This is a genomic window from Sphingomonas sp. P3_C5, from assembly GCF_056402635.1.
The window spans coordinates 490,891-511,262 of the sequence record NZ_JBFUHA010000002.1 but is presented as its reverse complement, the minus strand read 5'-3'; the positions used below and the strand labels follow the sequence as shown (position 1 = coordinate 511,262).

Sequence of the window (20,372 nt, the reverse complement as noted above, 5' to 3'; positions counted from 1 at the left end):
CGATAGGCCTTGGCCCAATCGTACAAGAGCTTGCGACGTACACCCAGATCGGCAGCCAGCGCTGTAGCCTGCTCGCCAGCTTCCAGCCGCAACACCGCGCGTTCCTTGAACTCTGTCGTGAATATCCTTGGCGTTGGGTCCGACACGATCCCTCCTCGGCTACCGTGTCACCCAATTACCGTGTCTCACTCAAGGGGTGCAGTCCAATAGTGTCCCCGAAACTGCGCGATCTTTGCAATGTTCACGCAATCGCCGGCACGCACTATGGCTCTTTTGGACGGCGAGGCAGAAGCGTGCGCATCTTGTTGGTGGAGGATGATCGGGAGATGGCGGCAGCGCTCAGCTCCGCGCTGACCTCGGCTGATATCATCGTCGATCTTGCGTGCACGATCGACGATGCGAGCGCGTCGATGAGGATCGCATCCTATGACGCAGTCCTGCTCGATCGGGGCCTGCCCGATGGCGATGGCCTTGAGCTTCTGGCGGATTTGCGCGGAATGCGCTGCGAAACACCGGTCATCGTTCTGACCGCGAAGGGAGATGTCTCCGACAGGATCGACGGGCTGGATGCGGGTGCCGACGATTACATGACCAAGCCATTCTCCACCGAAGAATTGCTGGCGCGGCTGCGGGCGGTGCATCGGCGCCCCTCGGCACTTTCGCCTTCAACCATTCGCGCGGGCAACCTGGTTTTCGATCTCGGCGATCGCGTGGCGACGATCAGCGGCGCCCCCCTGAACCTGCCCCGCCGCGAACTGCTGTTGCTGGAGGTCCTTGTGCGGCGGCTCGGCCGCACCGTGCAACGCGCCTTTATCGAAGATGCGGTCTATGGTTTCGATGACGAGATCCAGTCCAACACGCTCGACGCGCATGTGTCGCGGCTCCGCAAGAAGCTCGTGGAGGGCGGTGCCGGTGTCGAAATCCACGGCATAAGGGGCGTCGGCTATTTGTTGAAACCATCATGATCGCCGGTCGTCCGCCGCCGTCGCTGCGGCGCCAGTTCCGCTGGCGGCTCGTGATGCTCCAGGCGGCGATCCTGTCGATCGTCGTGACGACGCTGGTCGCGGTGCTGATCGTGCAGGGCGCCTTCAATCCGATCGGAGCCGGTGACGACGTGATTGCCGCCGTTCGCGATGCATCGACCCGAACCACCAAGGGGGAGCTGGCGCTGCGGCCGACGCCAGCTCTTGCGAAGCTCCGGGCAGCGGTCCCCGGCCTCTGGCTCAGTGTGCGGGACCGGGCGGGACACCGCCTGACCGAGGGCGTTGTTCCTCCGGAATTCGCCAGCATCGGCACATCGCTCGATCATGTCGGCCAGGCCAGGCTGGGGTGGAACATCGGCGATCGCCCCCGGCCCGGCGCGCGCATGCAATGGGTCCAGACCGCGGTCGGAACGGTCCAGATCATCACCGGCACCGGTGTGCGTGCGCCCTGGTATCGCGCCTTTGGTGCCGGGATGTTCGCCGCCCTCGTCTTCCTCCTGCCGATCCTGGCGATGATGATGCTGGCGACCTGGCTCGCCACGCCCACCGTGATCGGCGCGGCGCTGGGCGGCCTGGACGCGGTGATCGAGGAAGCCGGGCGAATCGACATTGACCGGCGCGGCGTGCGTTTACCGATTGCCACCGTGCCGCAAGAGGTTCGGCCGCTCGTCGATGCGGTCAACACAACCCTGGTGCGGCTCGATGAGGGTCATGAGCGGTACCGGCGCTTCCTGGCGGACGCGGCGCACGAACTGCGGACGCCGATCGCCATCCTGACGACGCGCATTGGCCTTTTGCCGCCGGGGCCGGATCGCTCGAGGCTAATAGAGGATGCCGCCCGGCTCGCGACCCTGGCTGAGCAACTCCTCGATCTCGAGCGGCTGCGCCCCCAGTGGCGCGAAGCGATGGTGCCGGTCGATCTGGTCACGCTGGCCCGCGACGTGGCGGCCGACCTTGCGCCGATGGCGATCGATGCCGGCTATGCCCTGGCAGTCGAAACCGCTGTCGATCATGCGGCGGTAACGGCCGATCGCGCATCGCTCGAACGCGCGCTGATCAATCTCGTGCAAAACGCCATTCAGCATGGCGGCCGGCGCGGCGCCATCCTGCTGCGCGTGGAAGCGAATGGCCGCGTCGAAGTCCATGACGAAGGATCGGGCATAAAGGCGCAGGACAGGCAGCGCGTCTTCGAGCCCTTTCGCCGCCTCGGCAGCGGGACGAACGGCGTCGGGCTGGGCCTTCATCTGGTCGGCGAGGTCGTGGCGCTCCATGGCGGGCGGATCGTGGCGCTCGACAGTCCGCTCGGCGGCCTTTGCATGCGGATCGACCTGCCGATGTCCGAACCCTGATCGCGCAAGGCTCACGCAATCCAGCGCGCATACTCCCCTCGGGAAAGGCCGAAAGCACCGTGCCTGAGGGAATATGATGAAACGAAACTCCATGGTTTCCCGTGCCTTGTCCGGCACCGCGGACGCAATCAGGTTCGTGCGTGCGGGCTTGGCCAGGCCTCGCCAGGTGGGTGCCGTGCTGCCGTCGGGAGCGGCGCTCGCGCGATTGATCACCAGTGAGATCAACCCCTTGCGCGGCAGGGTCGTCGAACTCGGCCCCGGCACCGGCGTGTTCACCCGCGCACTCATCGATCGTGGTGTCCGGGAGGAGGATCTGACGCTGGTCGAGGCGAACGAGCATTTCGCCCCATTGTTGCGCCAGGCTTTCCCCGAAGCCCGATTGCTCCAGTGCGACGCCGCGCGACTGGAAGCGAGCGATCTGCTGGGCGCCGGGCCGGTCGGTGCGGTGGTCAGCGGCCTGCCCCTGCTCAACATGCCGCTCCGGAAGATCTTCGCGATCGTTGCCACCGCCTTCCGCCACCTCGGCGCCGGCGGTGCTCTTTACCAGTTCACTTATGGCCGGCGCTGCCCGGTCCCCCGCCCGATCCTCGATCGGCTCGGGCTGAAGGCGATTGTCGTCGGCCGCGCCCTGCGTAACGTGCCGCCCGCGACGGTCTATCGCATCTCGCGCCGCGCTCCGCTGCGCGCCGGACTACGGGCGTCATGAACGCCGGGACTATTGCCGCTTTGGTCGCCGGGCATGCCGTGCTGGGCGCCGGGCTTGTGGCGCTGGCGGAGAAGTTCCTGCCGCTGATGCCATCCTCCGCATTTCTCATCCTTCTCGGCATGAATGCCGTTGGGGGGCCTGAAGATCTCGCCGCGATGCTGGTCGCGACCACGACCGGCTCGAGCCTTGGCTGCCTCTGCCTGTACGCGATGGGGAGAGCCCTGGGCGAAGGACGATGCGCTGCCTTTGTCGCACGGTACGGCCGCTACATATCGCTGAGCCGTGCGCGCTATGAACATCTGGTGGAGGGGTATCGGCGCCATCATTTCCAGGTGACGCTCCTTGGCCAGACGATCCCCACCGTACGGGCATATCTGCCGGTGCCCGCGGGTGTCGTCAGGATGGCGCCAGGCCGGTTCCTGCTGGCGATCGCGGTTGGGGCGTCGATCTGGAACGGCGGTTTCCTGACCATTGGCTATATCATGCGGATCTCGGCATGACTTGGCATCGATTGGCGGCGCCTATTTAGTATAGTGTCCCCGAAACTTTAGGCTCTGTTTTTTCGGGCGATTCCGGCGAGGATGAGGACGAAGGCGGCCAGTCTGATGAGATAGACCCAGGGCCGATCCTCATCCGGGATACCTGCGAGCGCGAGAACCGCTTGGCCGGCACCGAGCAGGAGGAAGGCGATTCCGAAGCACAGGAACAATTCGTCGCGTGTGTCTCGCCAGAAGCGGACGAAGAAGAGCGCGGCCACGCCGAAGCCGAGGGTCACCGCACCTGACAGGAAGGCGATCAGCGTCATGCCTTCTCCTCCAGGTTCCAGATGAAGCCGAACAGCAGGACGATGACCGCCGCGAGCGAGAGCGACACGCGGACCACCCCCAGATCCACCGACCGTATGACGAGCAGATCGAGGATGACGAACAGGTTGTTCACCGCCAGCAGCGCGAAGCACAAAGCGCTCCAGAGCAGCAATCGGGTGCCGGTCCGGCGATAGCTACGGCCGAGCAGAAGCGCGCAGGCGGCGCTGGTTGCGAGGCACAGCGAATAGACGATCGCGGGGAAGATGTTGGCCACGCTCAATCCTTCCAGAGTTTGAATGCGTTGGCAAAGCTCTCCAGCCCGTCGGCTCCGGGCGCAACGATGAGCCGCCGCACTGCGTTTGGCTGTTTGAGGTACAGGTCCTCGGTCGCGGCGACCAAGGCGTCGACTGTCTCGGAGATCGGCTGATACCGGGCGGCGCCATTGTCCTCGACCATGATCAAGCCCGCGGCGAGGAGCGATTCCAGGCTCTGGGTGATCACCAGATCGCTTGCCCGCAGCGCGGCGATCATCTCGGCATGAGTCCAGGCGTTTTCCCGGCGATTGCGGAGAAAGCATAGCAGCTCAAGGGACCAGACCGAGCGGAAGGTCGCACGAATAAAGCCGGAAACATCCTGCTTTGCCCGCATTCTTGCCCTTCTCCCGGATAGCGCTCCCCCGCCGTGGTTCCTTTATCAGGCGGTGCAATCGGATAGCAACTTTGTGCGCTGGTTGATCGAGGTGCACGCGACTACGGCCAGTCGCCCCGCCATGAAAACGCGCGACTGATAGCGCCTCCGATACCTCAGCGGCGCGACGTCGCTCCGGCAATCGCCATAAAATCGATATAGCATTCTATCCAGTTGCGAGCCTCGTGTTCGGTCAGTCCGGCGCCATCCATCAGCAATTGGCCCGCCGCGTGGAAATACCCGCTCCGTACCGACATGCCTGCATCCTTCAGATACCCTGGCGATCCTTCATCGGCGCCGAGACCATCGCAGATCGTTGCCACCCAGGCGCGTGCCGCTGCCCAGTTCTCCGGTCCGAGCCCGGCCGAAACCACCGCTTCCGCCGAAAAAAGGTCACCAGTGGTGAGGTACTGACGCGCCTTCGCCCGGACGCTATCGGGAATGTCGATTATGGCAGCCTCGAGCCGCCAAAGTTCGCGATTACGAAGCCGGACATCCCACGCTTCCTCGTACCGGGCCAGGGAGCCCCATGCTTCCAGGGTTCTGTACGCCCAGTAGGACAAAGGCTCCCATTGAATTGGCCCACCCTGATCGACCCTTTCATCAACCTCATCGTACCCACGACCATCGGGAAAGCCGACAAATTCAAAATCCCGCAAATCGATAATTTCATAGATGCCGCCGTAACGATTTCCCCGAACGCTATCGCCAAGCACCAGATATTCACCCTCCTCGTTGCGGAGGAGTCCAAATTCACGGGGTGGATAGTGCTCATAGTCTTCGGGGTGACGCCGTTCACTCGGGTCAAATCCGCTGATATCACGGAAGAGCTCGCGCCAGTTTTCCGATTCCAGCCACTCCAAAAGCTCGGATGCCAGTTTCCCGGCGGCATAGTGCTTGTTTTCCGGGTCGGGGAGTTGGCGAGAGCGTCTGCCATTGTTGATCAGGTAGGAGCCGATCTGGACCGCGCGCCAGTTTTCATCATCCTGTGTGTCGTGGTACCGATAGTGGGACGACATTATGAGGACATAGCTCTCCGTCGTGTGGATGGTCCGCAGCTTTTCGAGGGCATCCTCCACGAGCTTCCGGAACGGCGCATAGCTTTTGTGTTCCGTATCCAGCGAAAAAGCCGCCTGAACACTGGCAATCAGTTCCTCCTTGTCCGGCGCATTTTCAAAGCGCAGCGAGACATTGCGGAAAGCCGGGACATCAAGAACGATCAAGGCGCGCTTCCATCAGAGCAATCCAATATGCGGCTCAATCTCGGTAGATAAGGGACACTATCCTTAGTCCACCCGAGCAGGTTGCGGGCGACAGTTTAGTATAGTGTCCCCGAAACTGATCAGAAGCGGAGCTGGCCGCCGGCGCGGCCGCCATAGCCCTGATAGTCGCCGCCGCTGGCGTAGCTGCCCTCCAGGAAGCCGGTGACCTTGTCCTGATCCGAACCGATTTTCAGGCCAAGTGTGACCTCACCATAATCGCGGCCCCGGCCGTTCGCGAACGCCACTGTCTGGCCGCCGCTGACGAAGGAGACCCGGTTCTCGCCTTCAAACGCATGGACGTAATTGCCGCCGCCATAGAAGGAGAGCGTCGTCGCATCGATCTCAGCGACATAGCCGATCCGCGCGCCTGCCTTGCCGCGAAGGCCTTCCTCGCCGCCGAAGACGAAGTTGCCCGAGACGACGGTGACATCGTCCATGTCGTTATAGGTATAGGCAATGCTCGCGGCCGGCTCGAGGAAGACCTGCTTGCCGAAACGATAGCCGATCTCGGCCTTGCCGCCATAGACGGTACCCTGGATGTCGCGGGTGTAGCCGCCGCTCAGGCTGTGGTTGCTGCCCCAATAAAGATCATATTTGCCGAGTGCGTTGAGGAAGAAGCCGCCTGCCGAATAGCTGGCATAGATGCCGGCATTGACGGCGTCGAAGTTTATCCGGTCGGCCGATCTGGCGAAGTTCAGGTTCGAGTTGAGATAGCCGGCGGTCACGCCATAGGCGAACCGGCCCCCGCCGAAATCCACGCCCATCTGGCCGCCGAAATAGTCCTGCTTGTAGCCGAGATCGACCTGGCTGGTGATGCCGAGGCTGGTGAAGGTCCGGCTGTTCGTCCGCTGCTCGATCTGGCCAAGCGTCTGCGCCCAGATCCGGCTGCGTCGGCCAGTCGCTCCGCTTGTGTCACGCAAGGTCCGCATATGGCTGCTCCAGGCATCGCCCGATTGCAGCCACAGGTTGCGCGCCGCCTCGCCAAAGACTGCGGCGCGGTACACGCCGACGCCCGGGGCGCCGACCAGATTATAGGCGAAGGTGCCCGGGTTGTAGACGATGCCGTACTGGATGAGGCCCTGATCGACATTGCCGCCGGCGACGGTGAAGGCGTTGGCGCTCGACGCGGCCCCCGCCTGGACGAGCGTTGCCGCGGTACCGAGCACCGCCGGGCTGTTGCCGATGATGGTTACCGCGACCTGGGTCGAGCCCGAGGCGGCACCACCGATGCGGAGCTGATCGGTGTTGACGCCCGGCGTGACGTCGAGGCCGAGCATGGCCGTGCCGCTGCCGGCATAGCTGCCCGGCAGCACCAGCACATCGCCGACATGGCCGTTGCGCAGATCGACCAGGCCCGAATTGTCATAGGCCTCGAGGCCGGCAAGCGTGATCGTGCCCGGCACTGCCGACCCGCCCAATACGCGGAAAATCCCCGTATTGGCGAAGCCGTCGACACCCGTGCCGAAGTCCGCGTCGGCGTTGGCGAGATAGGTGCCGCTGTTGTTGAACTGATCGTTGCCGGCGCCGTAGAGGCTGACCCCGGTCGCGTTGAAGACGCCGCTATTGTTCACGACATCGGCATTGCCGCTGAGCGCGATACGGCCGTTGAGCGTGCCGCGGTTGTTCAGCGTCACCGCGCCGCCATTGGCGACCAGCGCATAGGCAGCGCCGTTAAGCGTGCCGTCATTGTTAACCTTGGCAGCGGTGCCCGACGTGATCGTCACACCATTTGCACCGCCGCTGAGCGAACCGCCAGCCGCGAGATTCACGACCGCGCTGGTCGCGGCAACGACAGTCACACCGTCCGATGTCGCCGAGCTGTTGGTGCCTGAAAGGAGGACGCGGACCGAGGCGCCGGTGCTGGTGGCGACGATGCCGGCCGATGTCGTTCCGGTCGTGGTCACGCCGGCGGTCGATATGTTCACCGCGCCACCGCCAGTTGCGACAAGGCCGCGGCTGTTGTTGCCGGTGGTCGCGATCGTCCCCGTGGTGGATATGGAGACGGTGCCGGTCGCGTTGATGTTCATTCCGTCGGCATTGGCGCCGGCGGTGCTGAGCGGACCGACGCCGATGACCGTTGCTTTGGCCGAAGGGGTGCCGGCCGGGATCGAGATACCTGTCGCGTTGGCACCCTTGGTCGAGACGATATTGTAGCTGACATTGGCGCCCAGCGCGCCGCTTACGACGATGCCGCGCGCATTGTCGCCATTGGTCAGGACGCGGGTTATCGTCGCACTGGCGGTGCCGCCAGTCGACGTGACGAGGAGACCATCGGCAGCTACACCACGGGTCTTGATGCTGCCCAGATTGACTGTCGCCGCACCGGTTGCCGATTTCACGGTCGCGCCCGTCGCGCCGGCACCCGTGGTCGCAATCGTGCCACCCTGGAGAGTGGCGGCTCCGCTACCCCCGGTCCGCACGACCGCGCCGACCGCGTCGGAACCTCCTGTACCGATCGAGCCGATCGTGACCGTCACATTGCCGGAATTGGAGCGCCCCGATGCGCCGACCGCACCGGCGCCCGTCGTGGTGACGGTGCCGGTCGCGACGGAGATGTTGCCGCTGTCCGTGATCGCATCGATGCCGCGCGCGCCGACGCCGGTCGTGGCGGTCGTGCCGCCGGTGATGGTGATGGCGCCGCTCGCTGAGACGGCCCTGATCCCGGTCGCGCCGGCGCCGCTCGTCTTGATGACGCCGGTCGTCGCGTTGAGAGCGCCGCTGGCGGTGGTCAGCGATACGCCGTGCGCACCCGCACCGTCCGTGGTGATCTTCGAGCCGGGCGCGGCCTGCAGCGTCAGCGACCGGCTGCCGGTCGCCGCGCCCTGCACGCCGGGGTGCGCGCTGCCGCTGGTGTCGACAACCGTATCGTCGTTGAGGAGGATCGTGAAATCCGTCGGCAACGCGATATAGGTAACGCCGGTCGCATAAGGATCATTGGCGGCGGTGCAGGTGACGGTCGGGGTCGCAGGGGCGCCGCATTCATTCTGCGCATAAGCAAGTTGCGGCACGGCGAGGGATGCCATCGCGATGGCACCGAATGCGCAGGAACGGTTGAGCACGGCATAACGACGGGCCAGACCAGTGAAACGCACTTCAGATATACGGATTGCCACGCGGCATCCCCCTTCAATGTTACTTACGCCTCGCGGTGATTACCGTTGCGGCGAGTATATTCAGCCCATGTGTAGGAGGATTCGTCTAAGCAAAGGTTTATATCCGATTTTCCCTGTTTGGGCATAGCCAGGGCAACTGCGCGCACTGATCTGCACCCTGGCCGACGGATCGGGCCTGCCCGTCACGCCGTTCGAGCTGGCTCTGTCTGGTCCGCCATCAGGTTCAGCTATGGCATTGCGACGAAGGCATGGTCGACGCGGCGCGGACGGTGAAGGGCTGGGTTCCGCGAACCAGCACATACCAGGGCGCACCCTTGTCGGGCCTGATCTCCACCTCCTGTCCGCCAGCCCCGCAGCGGCGGATCGCCCCGAAATCCAGCCCGATATTCTGATACATGGCGGCGATCCGCGCATGCGCCGCCTGCAGCCCGGTGCGTGCGGCCGACCACGAGGCCGCCTCGGCCCAGGGGCTGGCGATCCACTCCTCGACGAAGTCGCGTGGCTTCAGCGCGACCGGCTGGATGCGGCGAACCCGGTCTCCCGCTATCGCGTAGCGCTCGATATGCGGGCGCGCGATGCCGATTTCAAAACTGTGCCCTTCGTGGCGCATCTCGAACATGCTCGCAGTAGCACGCATCCCGTCGGGCGTGTCGCCGATCTGGGTCCCCACCTGTTTGCTGAAGAAGATGCGCGGCGCACCGCCCCGCGCTCCCGGTCGGCTGAGGTCGTAGCGCAATCCCCGCCAGACCGACTGGCACCACGGGGTGGTCGATGCGATGGCGAGATACCAGCGGCCATGCCGGTCCGACGGCGACACGGCATAGTCGAACCCCTCCCAGCCCTCGGCGATCGATCGGTAGGGTCTGCTGCGGCGGCTGATGATCTCACGCCAGCCCCGCCGCTGTCGCTCGAACAGCATGAGCATCGAATCCTCTCCGCAGTCGATCGCGATCGTCGGCATCACCGCGATCCAGTTCGGCCGGCCGGGAATCCTTTGCAGCGAATAGTCGAGTTGCTTGCCGTGCTCGTTCACGGGCGCGTCCGGTGCCGTGGCGCCGCCCTTTGCCGTGAGCGTCGCCTGGATTGCCCTCGGCGTGGCGCGTGGCGACGAACAACGCATCGCCAGCCGGACGAACGCCTGGATATTGTCCTTCACCCGCTCGATCGCAGCGCTCATCCGCGGCGTTACCTCGGCCGGGTCCTCCTTCGCCGGCAGGGCCATAAGCGCCATCCGTGCCTGTGTGACCGCACGCCCGGCCGCGATGGTCGCAGCATCGGGGCATGGAGCGCGCTGGGCCTGTGCGGCGGGCGCAATGAGGAGGGCAAGAAGCGCGAAAAGACGTGGAAAGCGCATGGCGGGAGCTCGGGACCGAAGCCGAATGGCTCCGATCGCCGCATGCTATCCCCTGCCCTTTCCCGGTACAATCGCCACCGAAAAATATCGTTGGTCAGCGATCCGCACCGCCCGCCAGCAGCGCGTCGAGCTGATCGAAGCTGCCGCCCCAGCCCATCGTCATCGAGCTCATCTGGCTGGCGAATGCCTGTTGCTCGGCGGGCGTGGCATCGAGCGGCACCCAGGTGACGGTTACGCTGGTGCCATCACCGGCGTCCTCGAAAGTAACCGTTGTCAGCAATCTCAGCGGCCAGACATCAAAGAAGGGCGCGGGGACGATGTTCGCGTCCGCATCGGCGAAGCTGTGTTCCCAGACCAGGCGCTCGGGCGCGGTGACTTCGCGCGGGACGAACTTGCCCCAGATGGTGCCGCCGATCTCGTGATTGTCCATCCGCGCATGAATCATGCCGCCAGGGCGCAGATCGAAGGTCAGCAGCGTGGTCGCCACGCCCTTGGGGCCGAACCACGTGGTGAACAATTCAGGCTTCGTCCAGGCATCCCAGACCCGCTGGCGTGATGCCGCGAAACGGCGGGTGATGACGAATTCGGGAACGGCGGTCTGGGCATCAGTCATGATCGGCTATCCTCTTCGGGGGGTTGTGATTTCAGGAATTCGTCGAGCCGATCGAAGCTGTCGCTCCACAGGTTGCGGATATGCTCGGACCAGTCGCTGGTTTCGCGCAGCGCCTCGATCTTCAGCCGGCGCGGCCGCGATTGTGCCGCTTGGCCCCGCTCGATCAGCCCGGCTGCCTCGAGCACCTTGAGATGCTTGGAGATCGCCGGCTGGCTGATCGCGAACGGCGCGCCGAGTTCGGCGACGGTCGCCTCCCCCAGCGCCAGCCGGGCGAGGATTGCGCGCCTTGTAGGATCGGCAAGCGCTGCGAATTTGAGGTCTAGCGACTCGTTCATAACCATCTAGATATATAACTTATACGTGATGCACAAGCCTGATTGCGTTCCGGCCGCGACTGACCCAAGCAGGCGCTCATGTCGCTCCGTCACATCCCCGATAGCTTCTCAGCCCCCGTCGTCGCTGCGATCGACGAGCGCCTGTCATCGGTCGAGGCCGAGCATGAGGTCCGTATCGCGCTCGCGATCGAAAGCGGCAGCCGCGCCTGGGGCTTTCCCTCGCCAGACAGCGATTATGATTGCCGCTTCGTCTTCATCCGCCCGGTCGAGCAATATCTCTCGCCCTGGGTGCGGCGCGACGTGATCGAAACGCCGCTTGATGCTGTGCTCGACGTCAATGGATGGGATCTCGGCAAGGCGCTCAAGCTGTTGCTGAAGGGCAATGCAGTCATCATCGAATGGCTGCGCTCGCCGCTCGTCTATCGCGGCGATGCCGGGTTTCGCGACGAGATGCTGGCATTCGCGACTGAGTTCGCCGACCGGAACCTGATCGCGCGTCATTATCTCCATCTCGGGGAACGCCAGCGCCACACCTATTTCGGCGATGGCAAGGACGTGCCGCTCAAGAAGATCTTCTACGCACTCCGGCCGGCGGCGACCTTGCGCTGGCTCCGGCTGCGGCCCGGCGAAGCGATCGCGCCGATGCATTTCCCGACCTTGATGGCGTCCTGCGAGCCGCCCGCGGATGTCGCGGCAGTGGTCGACGATCTCATGGCCCGCAAGGCGCAGACGCGGGAACTCGGCAGCGCCCCCCTGCCCGAGCCGATCCGCGCCTTCATGGACACCGAATTCGATCTCGCGCGTATCGCGTTCGAGAAGGGTCCGGTCGGGCTGTCGGCGGATGCGGTCGCCGCAGCCGAGGCGTTGTTCCGGCGCCATGCCTGGTATCTTGAGGCCTGATCAGCGCATCATCGGCTGACGCACGCCCTCAGGCGGCTCGCGAGGAAATGGCGAGAGGCTATACCGACGCCACGCACATCGTCGCGGGCGCCGGGGTCAATAGCCTAGCGCTCCGCGCCGCCATTCGCGCGGTTCAGGGTCTGACGCGCCGCGTCCTGGCTGGCCGCCTCGATCCCCTCCCATTGGGCGTTGGTATGGCATTCGAACGCGCGCAGATTCGAGCCCGTCACCTGAATGCGGCGGCAGGTTTTCTTGTCCGGATCGACCGGCTTCTTCTCCCCGGCAAGGGCGGGCGATGCGACAAACCAGATGGCACCGAAAACGAGCAGGGGAGTAAAACGCATTTAAGGCTCCGAATCGACTGATATGCATGCGGCGATAGCTTGCGGAGCAATGAGGGACAAGTATTTGATCCATATCCGTTTAAACACTCGGGCGCCCCGCCTCTCCTTGGTCATTCCGGTCGTTTGCCGCCGCTCTGACGCCGCGAACCGCGCATGGCACGTGCCTGCCTCGCGGGAATGTCTGTTTCCCCCTGACGCGTTCCTGAAAACACGCCGCCACTCTCCGGTTTTGCTGGTGGGGTGAGACGACGACTCGACAAAAAACCTTGGCCACCCGCTACAAAGTCCTGAAACATGCGGTAAAGGGGCGCATGACCAGATCAGCCACTGAAGTGATGCAGGACATCGTTTTCGCCGCCGTCATCGATTCGATCATGGCGCTGAAGGCGTCGTCGAACGGCCTGCCCAACCTGATGGTGCGCGATCTGAGCGCGATCCATGCCAACACAACGCTCGCCGATCTGCCCAAGGAAATGCAGGCAGCGATCGCGCAGAGCGTCCGCGCGGCGTTCACCCAGCTGCTGAAGCAGGGCTATGCGGTCGCGCCGAGCCAGGGGCGGCCGGTGCCGATCGCCCCGGTGACGACCGAGCGCACCAGCCAGCCGCCGCGCCACCGCCGCCCGCCGGCTCGCCCCGGCGGGGGCGACCCGAGCAAGCCGCGGCCGACTGGCGGCCGGCCGAACCGCGGCCCCAAGCCCGGCGGTTCCAAACCGCGCCCCTGAGGCTTTTGCGGAGGTCGACATGTCCGACGGATGGACTGAATCGGCCAGCGCCTGGATTGCCGATATGGGCGAGAAGGGCGATTTCGGCCGCGCCTGCGTGCTCGACCGGCCGATGCTCGAGCGCGCCTGCGATGGGCGGTTTGCCACTGCGCTCGATGTCGGCTGTGGCGAGGGGCGCTTCTGCCGCATGCTAACCACGCGGGGGATCCGGACGGTGGGGATCGACCCGACCGAGGCGCTGATCGACGAAGCCAGGCGCCGCGATCCAGAGGGCGATTACCGGATCGGCCGGGCGGAGCAGCTCGATTTTCCGGACGGGTCGTTCGATCTGGTCGTCAGCTATCTTACGCTGATCGACATCCCCGATGTCACCGCCGCCATCGCCGAGATGGCGCGGGTGCTGCGGCCGGGCGGATCGCTGCTGATCGCGAACCTCACCAGCTTCAACACCGCCGCGCAGCGCAGCTTCGGGGCCCGGCTGGGGCTTCGGCCGGCGGTTGACCATTATCTCGTCGAGCGCGCCGAATGGGTGAGCTGGCGCGGCATCCGCATCCAGAACTGGCACCGGCCGCTCTCCACTTACATGGCGCTGCTGCTCGGAGCGGGGCTCGAGTTGCGGCACTATGCTGAGCCCTCCCCTTATGCCGGCGACTCTTTGCGGATCGCGCAATATCGGCGCGCGCCGTGGTTCCTGATCATGGAGTGGCGGAAGCCGGAGGGCTGAGGCTGGACCTTCCGCCGCTTGGCTCGCGTCGGGATCGCGTGATAGCCTCCCCGCCTTGAGAGGTTGGCCGGGGGAACCGAGACATGACGATTGCACTGTTCCTGCTCGCCGCCGCCGGCTCGTGCGCAACGCCGACGCTCTGCCCGACCGCCAAGGACCTGATCTCGGCGATCAAGGTACGTACCGATGAAGAGATCCAGGGGATGTACCAGCAGGCACAGCAGGGCCAGAATGACTTTGTCACCTGGGCCGCGCGGCACATTGCCAGTGTATCGGACATCATCTGCGACGACGCCCGCTCCGAAGGCGCGCTATCGATGAACTGCAAATACACCGTCCATTATGACGGCGACAAAAGCTATCAGGTCGCGACTTTGGTGCGGCGGGATGGGAGATGGGTGATCACTCAGGATCGTGGCGTCTCGCGCCGGCTCGCCACCGCCGGCCAATGCGCCGCACCGACCCTGTGCCCGAGCCACGACGAGCTGGTCCAGGCGATCAGGGCGAGCGATGCTGCGACTGTGCGGTCCGTGGCCAATACCATATCCCAGGATCACCCGGGCGACGTGGTGTCAGTGCACGCCGAGCCCGTCAGGCGCATATCGGACATGGTCTGCGGCGATGCATTCACGGACGCGCCGCGTTCGATGAACTGCATGTTCACGCTCCATTACGCGCGCAGGATCGTCTATCGGATCGGGACATTCACCTGGCAGGACGGGCGCTGGGTGATCACGAATGAACTCGGCGTGGAGCAGAAGCGTCGATGAGCCGATTGATCGTGGCACTGGCGCTGCTGGGTGCGGCGCCGCCGCCCGCTGCACCGCCCGTCTGGCCGAACACGCCGCTCGCCCGCGTCGAGGCGCTGGCGGTGTTGCAGAGCCTCAACGCCGCCTTGCTGAGCGGCGACAGCGCCACACTGACGCTCGATGGCTGGTGCGCCCGGCACCATCTCGCCCCGGCCGGCACCCGGGTGACCGCCGAGCGGGTGCGGGGTGCCGACAAACCGGTTACCGCGGCGCTGCGGGCCGATCTCCAGGTCGGGGCGGACGAGCCGGTCCGTTATCGCCGGGTGCGGCTGCATTGCGGCGACCTTGTGCTGTCCGAGGCGGATAACTGGTATGTCCCGGCGCGGCTGACGCCGGCGATGAACGCTGCGCTCGACACCAGCGACATCGCGTTTGGGCGCGTGGTCCAGCCGCTTCACTTCAGGCGGCAGACGATTTCGGCGAAGCTGCTCTGGTCGCCGCTGCCGGACGATTGGGATGAGCGCACCGGGCCGGTGGAGGCGCCTGCCGGTGCGGCGATCGCGATACCAGACCATGTGATCGAGCATCGCGCCATGCTCCGCCTGCCCGATGGGACACCGTTCAGCGAAGTGGTGGAGGATTATACCGGCGCGGTGCTTGCCTTCCCGCCGCCTGTATTCGCGCGCTGATCCGCGGCTCAGTCGCCAGGCGGACTGGACGGGGGCAGGATGGGCCAGGCAGTTATTGAGTCCGGCAGCTCGAGCCAGCCATGCTTTTCGGACGTGAACACGGCTTGCTCGGGCATCGGAAAAGAAGGATCGGCAAAGGCGCCGACCGCTACGCCAATCAAATGCGGCATCCGCTCCGGCTGCCAGAAGACCGACGATCCACAATCGGGGCAGAAGTGAAAGGCCACGCGCTTGCCGGAGACGCCGGTGCGGGTGAAGCTTTGCGTCATGCCGCGCACCAAAGTCACCGCGTCGCGATCGAAAAAAGCGGCAACGCTGAACAGGCTCCCGGTGCGGCGTTGGCAATCGCTGCAATGGCACATCGAGACCTTGCGCGGTTCGCCTTCGCAATGGACTGCGAGGCGCCCGCAGGCGCAGCTGGCGAGGCGTTCGGTCATTGGGGAGAATCCTGGTGATGGGTGTGAGCAAGGTCGAGGATGCAGTTTGGGTCTCGATCACCGCTCGGGTGTTGGGGGAGACGGCGGCCCGAGTTCCGCGTCGGGGTCGGCCACCTTCGTGCCAAGCCGAGCCAGTAGGGACAGCGGGTCGCGGCCCTGGCCATAGCCATAGTGCGCGGCCTCGGCATGGCTGCACGGATGCTGCCCTGCGAAGATGCCGCATCCGCCCGACGGCACCAGCACGGCCGCAGGGGCCATTGCCTCGCCTGGAACATGGCCCCGCGTCAGCCCCCCTACCTGCTCATCGCGAAGTGGAAGGCGGAAGCGGTCTGGCCGGCTGCCGCAAACGACAATCTCGCCTTTCCCTGACGGAGGCGCACACTGGGGCGAGGTCTCCAGCGACTGAGCGGGTTCGGCTCGGACAGAGACAAGATCAAATGGGATTTGCTGAAGAGCAGCAGGAGCGGCTTGCAAGGCCAGGAGCAACGCAAGCGGCATTCAGTTCCCTCACTATCGGGTTCGAACGCCTTTGGTCGCAATTCAATATGGCCGGAGCATGGCTCGCTCAGCGCAACTCAGACCTTGGCGGCGAACACCATCCGGTCGGGCCCGAGCCGGGCGAACACCTCGTCGAGCGCGCCCTCGCCAACCGCGAAGCAGCCTTCGCTGCGGCCGAGCTGGCCATAGGTCATCAGCATATCGGGGTTCGCGTACCAGGCGGAGTGGATCACGATCGCCCGGTCCATCGCGTTGTTATTGGTCGGATCGAGCCCGACCAGCCGCTGCGACAGGCCGTGCTTGCCGATATAATAATCCGAGGTGAGAAAGGCGCCGTCGCTCGAGGCGAAGGAGCTTGGCTCATTGGAGAAACGCTGGAGCCAGCCCGTATGCTCGGGATCCGATCCGCGGCCATGGGCGACCAGCAGGGTCGTGGTGTTGCCATTGGCGAGATCGACGAAATGGAAGCGCGGTTGCGATGAGGGCGCTGCGAAATCGGCGATCGCAATGCGGTCCCGACAGGGGATTTCGCTGCCATGCTGATCGAGCGCATTCATCGCCGCGCGGAACAGCGCGGGACGGACGACGCGCTCTGATGTGAGGGTGGAGGAGCCATAGGCAGCGGTTGCGGCGCGTAGCGGAGTGACCGAGGCAGCCGCCGCTCCCGCGACCGCGAACCCGGTTTTGATCAAGCCACGCCGTGATGGTGCCCAGTCTTTAATGACTATTTACCCCGATGCTCAGTCCCCAGAATCAGCAACATAACACCTTAGATGGCAAACACACCCTTAGGAGTTCCACCGCATGGGCGCAGTTCGGCGCATGCACAGACCATTTCGTCGCGTCCCGGTCTCGAATTGGGTCGAGACGTTTCTCGAAGGCCTGCGCCGAGCCGGCGCAGACCAGGCCGTAGATCGGCGACATCTATGAAATCACGAGCGACCGGGAATCCTCGCAGGAAAGCAACGTCGCCAATCGCCCCGGTTCAGCTCGCTGCGGGAACGGAAGGCGAGGTGGTGCCGCCGCCCGTGTTGAAGTCGATGGTCTGGCCTTCCTGGCAGGCGAAATAATAGACGATGCCGTTCCGGTCGACGGCCGCACCGAAATGCTTTGTGTGCTTGTGCGCCGGGTCGCCGCCCATAGTGTCATTGGTGATCGGCACTACGCCACCCCTATTATTAATCTGAGATTGCAGGATATTTGCCACGTTATTGGCAAGAGCTGCCTTGGACGACGCGGCATCGCTGCCTGGGAGAGCGCCATAGGATGCGAATTTAACCGTGAGTGACATCGTCTTTCTCCTTGCTGATGTTGCGTGACGCCAGGTCCGGCTGAACACTGGCCGCAGGAAGATCATTGCAAGCCCGGAACGGATTGGTCATTGCACAGGCATCCCAATGCTTGACGATGCATCCCGCGCCCTGCGTCCGTTCGACGGCGAACCCGTTAGTGGCGGCAACCGGCCGGCCGTCGCCGTGCTGCCCAGCCTTCGGATGGACAGCGAGTGGCTGCCCAAACTCGCCCGCTTCCCGCTGTTCCGGCAACGGGCTTCCAGGATGGTGGACGTCTCCCTGCGGAAACAGCCAGGCGAACATTTCCGCATCCGGGCCCAGGCCTGGACCTTTGGTGACATGTTCGTCGGCGCAGTCGAGACCTGGTGCGGGTTAAGGCTGGTGCGTTCGGCTAAACGCGTGCGAGCCGATGGCGCCGAACAATGCGTCATTGTGCTGTTTCATTCAGGCGGCGTGACGGGCGAGGCGGACGGCGTGGCGGTCACCGCAACACCGGGCAGTGTCCTGATCGTCGATCGCGCCCGGCCCAATAGCTTCGACGTGGCCCGGTCCCGGTGCACAGTCCTGATCGTGCGGCGCGACCGCCTGTCGCCAGAGGGGGATTTGCCGCACGGCCTGGTCGTCCCCGGTGTGCTCGGCGCACTGCTCGCGGACTATATCGGTTCGCTCGAACGCAGCCTGCCCGGGCTTACCGCGGCAGAGGCCCAGCATATCGAACAGAGCATTTCCGAAGTGATCCGCGCTTGCATCGCACCGTCGAGGGAGGGGGTGAAGCGCGCAAATGCGCGGCTGCAGCAATCGTGGCGCAGCGAGGTAATGCGCATCGTCGATGCCGGTTTGCACGACCCCGACTTGAGCCCAGCGGCGATCGCTATGGTGTTGGGTATCTCCCGCTCAGCGCTGTATCGGCTGTTCGATGCGGAATCGGGTGGCGTTTCGGCGTTCATTCGCCGCCGTCGGCTGAGATTCGCCTGTCGCCTCATGACGAACCCGCGGGAGCGCCGCCGCGTGTCCGAGATCGCCTTCGATTGCGGTTTCAAAAGCGAATCGCATTTCTCACGCGCGTTCCGGGATGAGTTCGGCGTCACCCCAAGCACCTTGCGGGCGGCCGGCTCGACCAACGCCGCCCTTCCCGCCAATGACGCGGCAGCGCTGGAGATCATCCATGACTGGCTCGCCCGGCTGGACTGAGTGGTTCGGTGTTACGCTTACGCGCGACACCGCCTCGACTTGGCCGGATGGGCCGTACATAATCCGCGCCCGCGAGGGAGGATGTTCGATGATGCGGTTGATGACCATGGCCGCCGCGCTGCTCCTGCCGACCCTCGCTGGCGGCGCCGAGCCGGCGCAGACCAGGCCTCAGATCGGCGACACCTATGAAATCACGAGCGACCGGGAATCCTCGCAGCAAAGCAATGACGGATCCTCGGGCAGTTCGACTGATCGGGACAGCCTGACCGAGCGTGTGGTCGGAGTGCGCGATACCGGGCTGGAGCTGGAATACGACCTTCCCGAGAACGCCACGGCCGGGGACCGTGGCAGCAGCTGGCAGTTTCCCGTGCGCGTTTTCAAGCCGGCTCATGGGGCCCTGCAATTGCTCAACGGGCCTGAGCTGGAGGCCCGCGTCGATGGCTGGCTCAAATCCGGGGGAATGACGCGCGCCGCGTGCGGGCACTGGATTTTCACCTGGAATGCGTTTCGCATCGAATGCGATCCACAATCGGTGCTCAAGACCATCGAGGCATGGGATCTGGCCCCGGACGACCTTCGCGATGGCGCCTTGTACAAAGATCCCAAGGCACGCGGGCCGGCACCGTTGTCGAGAAAGAAGGCGGGAGCCGATGGCACAACCTTCGTGGTGGAGATGGCCCTCGATCCCGAGGCAGTGCGTCGAGAGCGGGCCGAGAGCGATATTGCCGTCGCCGAACTCGACAGAAAGACCCTGACGCTTGACGCGGCGCTTCGCGCGCGATCGGCCGAGGCTATTTCCGGAACCATCACGATCACTTTCGAGACGGATGGCGCCGGCGAGGTACGACGGCGGACCCGGGTGACGCGGCTGGAGACCAAGGGTCCGGGGCCGCGCATCGAGACCCAGATTATGAAGCATGTCATGGAGCGGCGGCGCGTTTCGAAACCTGCTCCCGATTGGCGCCGGACCGCGTGAAACGTCGCGCGATACTCGGCGCCTTTTCCCTCCTGGCGCTATCCGGCTGCGGCAAGGAAGACCAGCGCAGGGGAGATGCGCCCGGTTACGCGGAGGCTGCCTTTGCGCCCTATCCTGGAACGAGCGTGCGGTATTACGATGTTGACGGCACCGATGAAAAATCCATTCGCGATGCGCTGAATGCGCTTGGCCCGAAAAGTCGGGATGGGACGCGGCGCTATGACGCAATTACCAACTGGCACGCGGCATGGCACTGGCCAGGCGGCGCGGACGGGACATGCGATCTGGAGCATCTGGAATACAGCTTCCAGATCACCGTTACGCTGCCGCATCTTCGTGATCAGGATCGCGTTTCTCCCGAGCTGAGACAGGCATGGGGTCGATATATGGCGGCGCTGATCGATCATGAATCCGGCCATGCGAAACACGCCTATGAGCACCGGGGCGATATCGAGAAGGCCGTGAAATCGAGCAGCTGTGATGGTGCAAATGCGGCGGGCCTGGCGGTGATTGCGGAGATGAGCAGGTTCGACGTGCAATATGATGCCGAGACGCATCATGGCGCGACCCAGGGCGCCCTGTTTCCGAGTTAGTGGGACGGAGAGTCGTTGCAGCGGACCAGCCTCGCCCTAAATATCCCGG

Annotated in this window: 26 protein-coding genes; 13 read left to right on the top strand and 13 right to left on the bottom strand. The window is 64.6% G+C overall.

Features of this window, described 5'->3' with window-relative positions; translation table 11 throughout:
- A partial coding sequence (locus tag AC1DVS_RS08725; protein ID WP_478022115.1) for a transposase occupies nt 1-146 on the bottom strand: 146 nt, incomplete at its 3' end.
- Between the two features lie 147 nt (nt 147-293).
- Here AC1DVS_RS08725 and AC1DVS_RS08720 point away from each other — a divergent pair.
- From AC1DVS_RS08720 to AC1DVS_RS08705, 4 genes are all read left to right on the top strand, one after another.
- On the top strand, nt 294-965 hold the full coding sequence (locus AC1DVS_RS08720) for a response regulator transcription factor (protein ID WP_478022089.1): 672 nt from the start codon (nt 294-296) through the stop codon (nt 963-965).
- Nucleotides 962-2,332: a sensor histidine kinase gene (locus AC1DVS_RS08715; RefSeq protein ID WP_478022087.1), complete on the top strand. Its 1,371-nt coding sequence runs from the start codon at nt 962-964 to the stop codon at nt 2,330-2,332. Before AC1DVS_RS08720 ends, AC1DVS_RS08715 begins: the two co-directional genes overlap by 4 nt.
- 76 nt (nt 2,333-2,408) lie before the next feature.
- Nucleotides 2,409-3,038, top strand: a complete 630-nt coding sequence (locus AC1DVS_RS08710) for a class I SAM-dependent methyltransferase (protein WP_478022085.1) — start codon at nt 2,409-2,411, stop codon at nt 3,036-3,038.
- Nucleotides 3,035-3,538, top strand: coding sequence for a DedA family protein (locus tag AC1DVS_RS08705; protein WP_478022083.1), 504 nt, complete (start codon nt 3,035-3,037; stop codon nt 3,536-3,538). Before AC1DVS_RS08710 ends, AC1DVS_RS08705 begins: the two co-directional genes overlap by 4 nt.
- A 47-nt stretch (nt 3,539-3,585) precedes the next feature.
- Here the strand turns inward: AC1DVS_RS08705 and AC1DVS_RS08700 are convergent, their stop codons facing one another.
- The 8 genes from AC1DVS_RS08700 to AC1DVS_RS08665 form a co-directional block, all read right to left on the bottom strand.
- Nucleotides 3,586-3,843: a DUF5985 family protein gene (locus AC1DVS_RS08700; RefSeq protein WP_478022081.1), complete on the bottom strand. Its 258-nt coding sequence runs from the start codon at nt 3,841-3,843 to the stop codon at nt 3,586-3,588.
- Complete coding sequence (locus AC1DVS_RS08695; RefSeq protein ID WP_478022079.1) at nt 3,840-4,118, bottom strand: DUF5985 family protein; 279 nt, start codon at nt 4,116-4,118, stop codon at nt 3,840-3,842. The genes AC1DVS_RS08700 and AC1DVS_RS08695 overlap by 4 nt, the downstream gene beginning before the upstream one ends.
- 2 nt (nt 4,119-4,120) lie before the next feature.
- A complete protein-coding gene (locus tag AC1DVS_RS08690) occupies nt 4,121-4,492 on the bottom strand; it encodes a hypothetical protein (protein ID WP_478022078.1) in 372 nt (123 codons plus the stop codon).
- Nucleotides 4,493-4,647: 155 nt separating this feature from the next.
- Nucleotides 4,648-5,754: a hypothetical protein gene (locus AC1DVS_RS08685; RefSeq protein ID WP_478022076.1), complete on the bottom strand. Its 1,107-nt coding sequence runs from the start codon at nt 5,752-5,754 to the stop codon at nt 4,648-4,650.
- A 119-nt stretch (nt 5,755-5,873) separates the two neighbouring features.
- The gene (locus AC1DVS_RS08680; protein ID WP_478022074.1) at nt 5,874-8,906 is read right to left on the bottom strand and encodes an autotransporter domain-containing protein; all 3,033 of its coding nucleotides are present in this window, start codon (nt 8,904-8,906) and stop codon (nt 5,874-5,876) included.
- A 223-nt stretch (nt 8,907-9,129) separates the two neighbouring features.
- Complete coding sequence (locus AC1DVS_RS08675; protein ID WP_478022072.1) at nt 9,130-10,260, bottom strand: hypothetical protein; 1,131 nt, start codon at nt 10,258-10,260, stop codon at nt 9,130-9,132.
- A 94-nt stretch (nt 10,261-10,354) separates the two neighbouring features.
- Nucleotides 10,355-10,873 (bottom strand): SRPBCC family protein, encoded by a 519-nt coding sequence (locus AC1DVS_RS08670; protein ID WP_478022070.1) that lies wholly within the window; start codon nt 10,871-10,873, stop codon nt 10,355-10,357.
- Nucleotides 10,870-11,208, bottom strand: a complete 339-nt coding sequence (locus tag AC1DVS_RS08665; RefSeq protein ID WP_478022068.1) for an ArsR/SmtB family transcription factor — start codon at nt 11,206-11,208, stop codon at nt 10,870-10,872. The genes AC1DVS_RS08670 and AC1DVS_RS08665 overlap by 4 nt, the downstream gene beginning before the upstream one ends.
- Before the next feature lie 78 nt (nt 11,209-11,286).
- Here AC1DVS_RS08665 and AC1DVS_RS08660 point away from each other — a divergent pair, with 78 nt between their 5' ends.
- Nucleotides 11,287-12,108, top strand: a complete 822-nt coding sequence (locus AC1DVS_RS08660) for a nucleotidyltransferase domain-containing protein (RefSeq protein ID WP_478022066.1) — start codon at nt 11,287-11,289, stop codon at nt 12,106-12,108.
- Nucleotides 12,109-12,212: 104 nt separating this feature from the next.
- Here the strand turns inward: AC1DVS_RS08660 and AC1DVS_RS08655 are convergent, their stop codons facing one another.
- The gene (locus tag AC1DVS_RS08655; RefSeq protein WP_478022064.1) at nt 12,213-12,452 is read right to left on the bottom strand and encodes a hypothetical protein; all 240 of its coding nucleotides are present in this window, start codon (nt 12,450-12,452) and stop codon (nt 12,213-12,215) included.
- Nucleotides 12,453-12,763: 311 nt separating this feature from the next.
- Here AC1DVS_RS08655 and AC1DVS_RS08650 point away from each other — a divergent pair, with 311 nt between their 5' ends.
- The 4 genes from AC1DVS_RS08650 to AC1DVS_RS08635 all read left to right on the top strand — a co-directional run bounded on the left by AC1DVS_RS08650 (nt 12,764) and on the right by AC1DVS_RS08635 (nt 15,336).
- The gene (locus tag AC1DVS_RS08650; RefSeq protein WP_478022062.1) at nt 12,764-13,174 is read left to right on the top strand and encodes a hypothetical protein; all 411 of its coding nucleotides are present in this window, start codon (nt 12,764-12,766) and stop codon (nt 13,172-13,174) included.
- A 19-nt stretch (nt 13,175-13,193) separates the two neighbouring features.
- A complete protein-coding gene (locus AC1DVS_RS08645) occupies nt 13,194-13,898 on the top strand; it encodes a class I SAM-dependent methyltransferase (protein ID WP_478022060.1) in 705 nt (234 codons plus the stop codon).
- Between the two features lie 83 nt (nt 13,899-13,981).
- Nucleotides 13,982-14,668, top strand: a complete 687-nt coding sequence (locus AC1DVS_RS08640; protein WP_478022058.1) for a hypothetical protein — start codon at nt 13,982-13,984, stop codon at nt 14,666-14,668.
- The gene (locus AC1DVS_RS08635) at nt 14,665-15,336 is read left to right on the top strand and encodes a hypothetical protein (RefSeq protein ID WP_478022056.1); all 672 of its coding nucleotides are present in this window, start codon (nt 14,665-14,667) and stop codon (nt 15,334-15,336) included. Before AC1DVS_RS08640 ends, AC1DVS_RS08635 begins: the two co-directional genes overlap by 4 nt.
- A gap of 8 nt (nt 15,337-15,344) precedes the next feature.
- On the opposite strand, the gene AC1DVS_RS08630 is transcribed toward AC1DVS_RS08635, so the two are convergent.
- Nucleotides 15,345-15,773, bottom strand: coding sequence for a GFA family protein (locus tag AC1DVS_RS08630; RefSeq protein ID WP_478022054.1), 429 nt, complete (start codon nt 15,771-15,773; stop codon nt 15,345-15,347).
- 186 nt (nt 15,774-15,959) lie between these two features.
- Here AC1DVS_RS08630 and AC1DVS_RS08625 point away from each other — a divergent pair, with 186 nt between their 5' ends.
- Nucleotides 15,960-16,142, top strand: coding sequence for a hypothetical protein (locus AC1DVS_RS08625; RefSeq protein WP_478022052.1), 183 nt, complete (start codon nt 15,960-15,962; stop codon nt 16,140-16,142).
- A 206-nt stretch (nt 16,143-16,348) separates the two neighbouring features.
- Here the strand turns inward: AC1DVS_RS08625 and AC1DVS_RS08620 are convergent, their stop codons facing one another.
- A complete protein-coding gene (locus AC1DVS_RS08620) occupies nt 16,349-16,963 on the bottom strand; it encodes a murein L,D-transpeptidase catalytic domain family protein (protein WP_478022050.1) in 615 nt (204 codons plus the stop codon).
- Nucleotides 16,964-17,256: 293 nt separating this feature from the next.
- Nucleotides 17,257-17,562, bottom strand: a complete 306-nt coding sequence (locus AC1DVS_RS08615; protein WP_478022048.1) for a hypothetical protein — start codon at nt 17,560-17,562, stop codon at nt 17,257-17,259.
- A gap of 106 nt (nt 17,563-17,668) precedes the next feature.
- Here AC1DVS_RS08615 and AC1DVS_RS08610 point away from each other — a divergent pair, with 106 nt between their 5' ends.
- The 3 genes from AC1DVS_RS08610 to AC1DVS_RS08600 all read left to right on the top strand — a co-directional run bounded on the left by AC1DVS_RS08610 (nt 17,669) and on the right by AC1DVS_RS08600 (nt 20,323).
- On the top strand, nt 17,669-18,754 hold the full coding sequence (locus tag AC1DVS_RS08610) for a helix-turn-helix domain-containing protein (RefSeq protein WP_478022046.1): 1,086 nt from the start codon (nt 17,669-17,671) through the stop codon (nt 18,752-18,754).
- Between the two features lie 88 nt (nt 18,755-18,842).
- Nucleotides 18,843-19,730, top strand: coding sequence for a hypothetical protein (locus AC1DVS_RS08605; RefSeq protein WP_478022044.1), 888 nt, complete (start codon nt 18,843-18,845; stop codon nt 19,728-19,730).
- Complete coding sequence (locus tag AC1DVS_RS08600; RefSeq protein ID WP_478022042.1) at nt 19,727-20,323, top strand: DUF922 domain-containing protein; 597 nt, start codon at nt 19,727-19,729, stop codon at nt 20,321-20,323. Before AC1DVS_RS08605 ends, AC1DVS_RS08600 begins: the two co-directional genes overlap by 4 nt.
- Nucleotides 20,324-20,372: the final 49 nt, after the last annotated feature.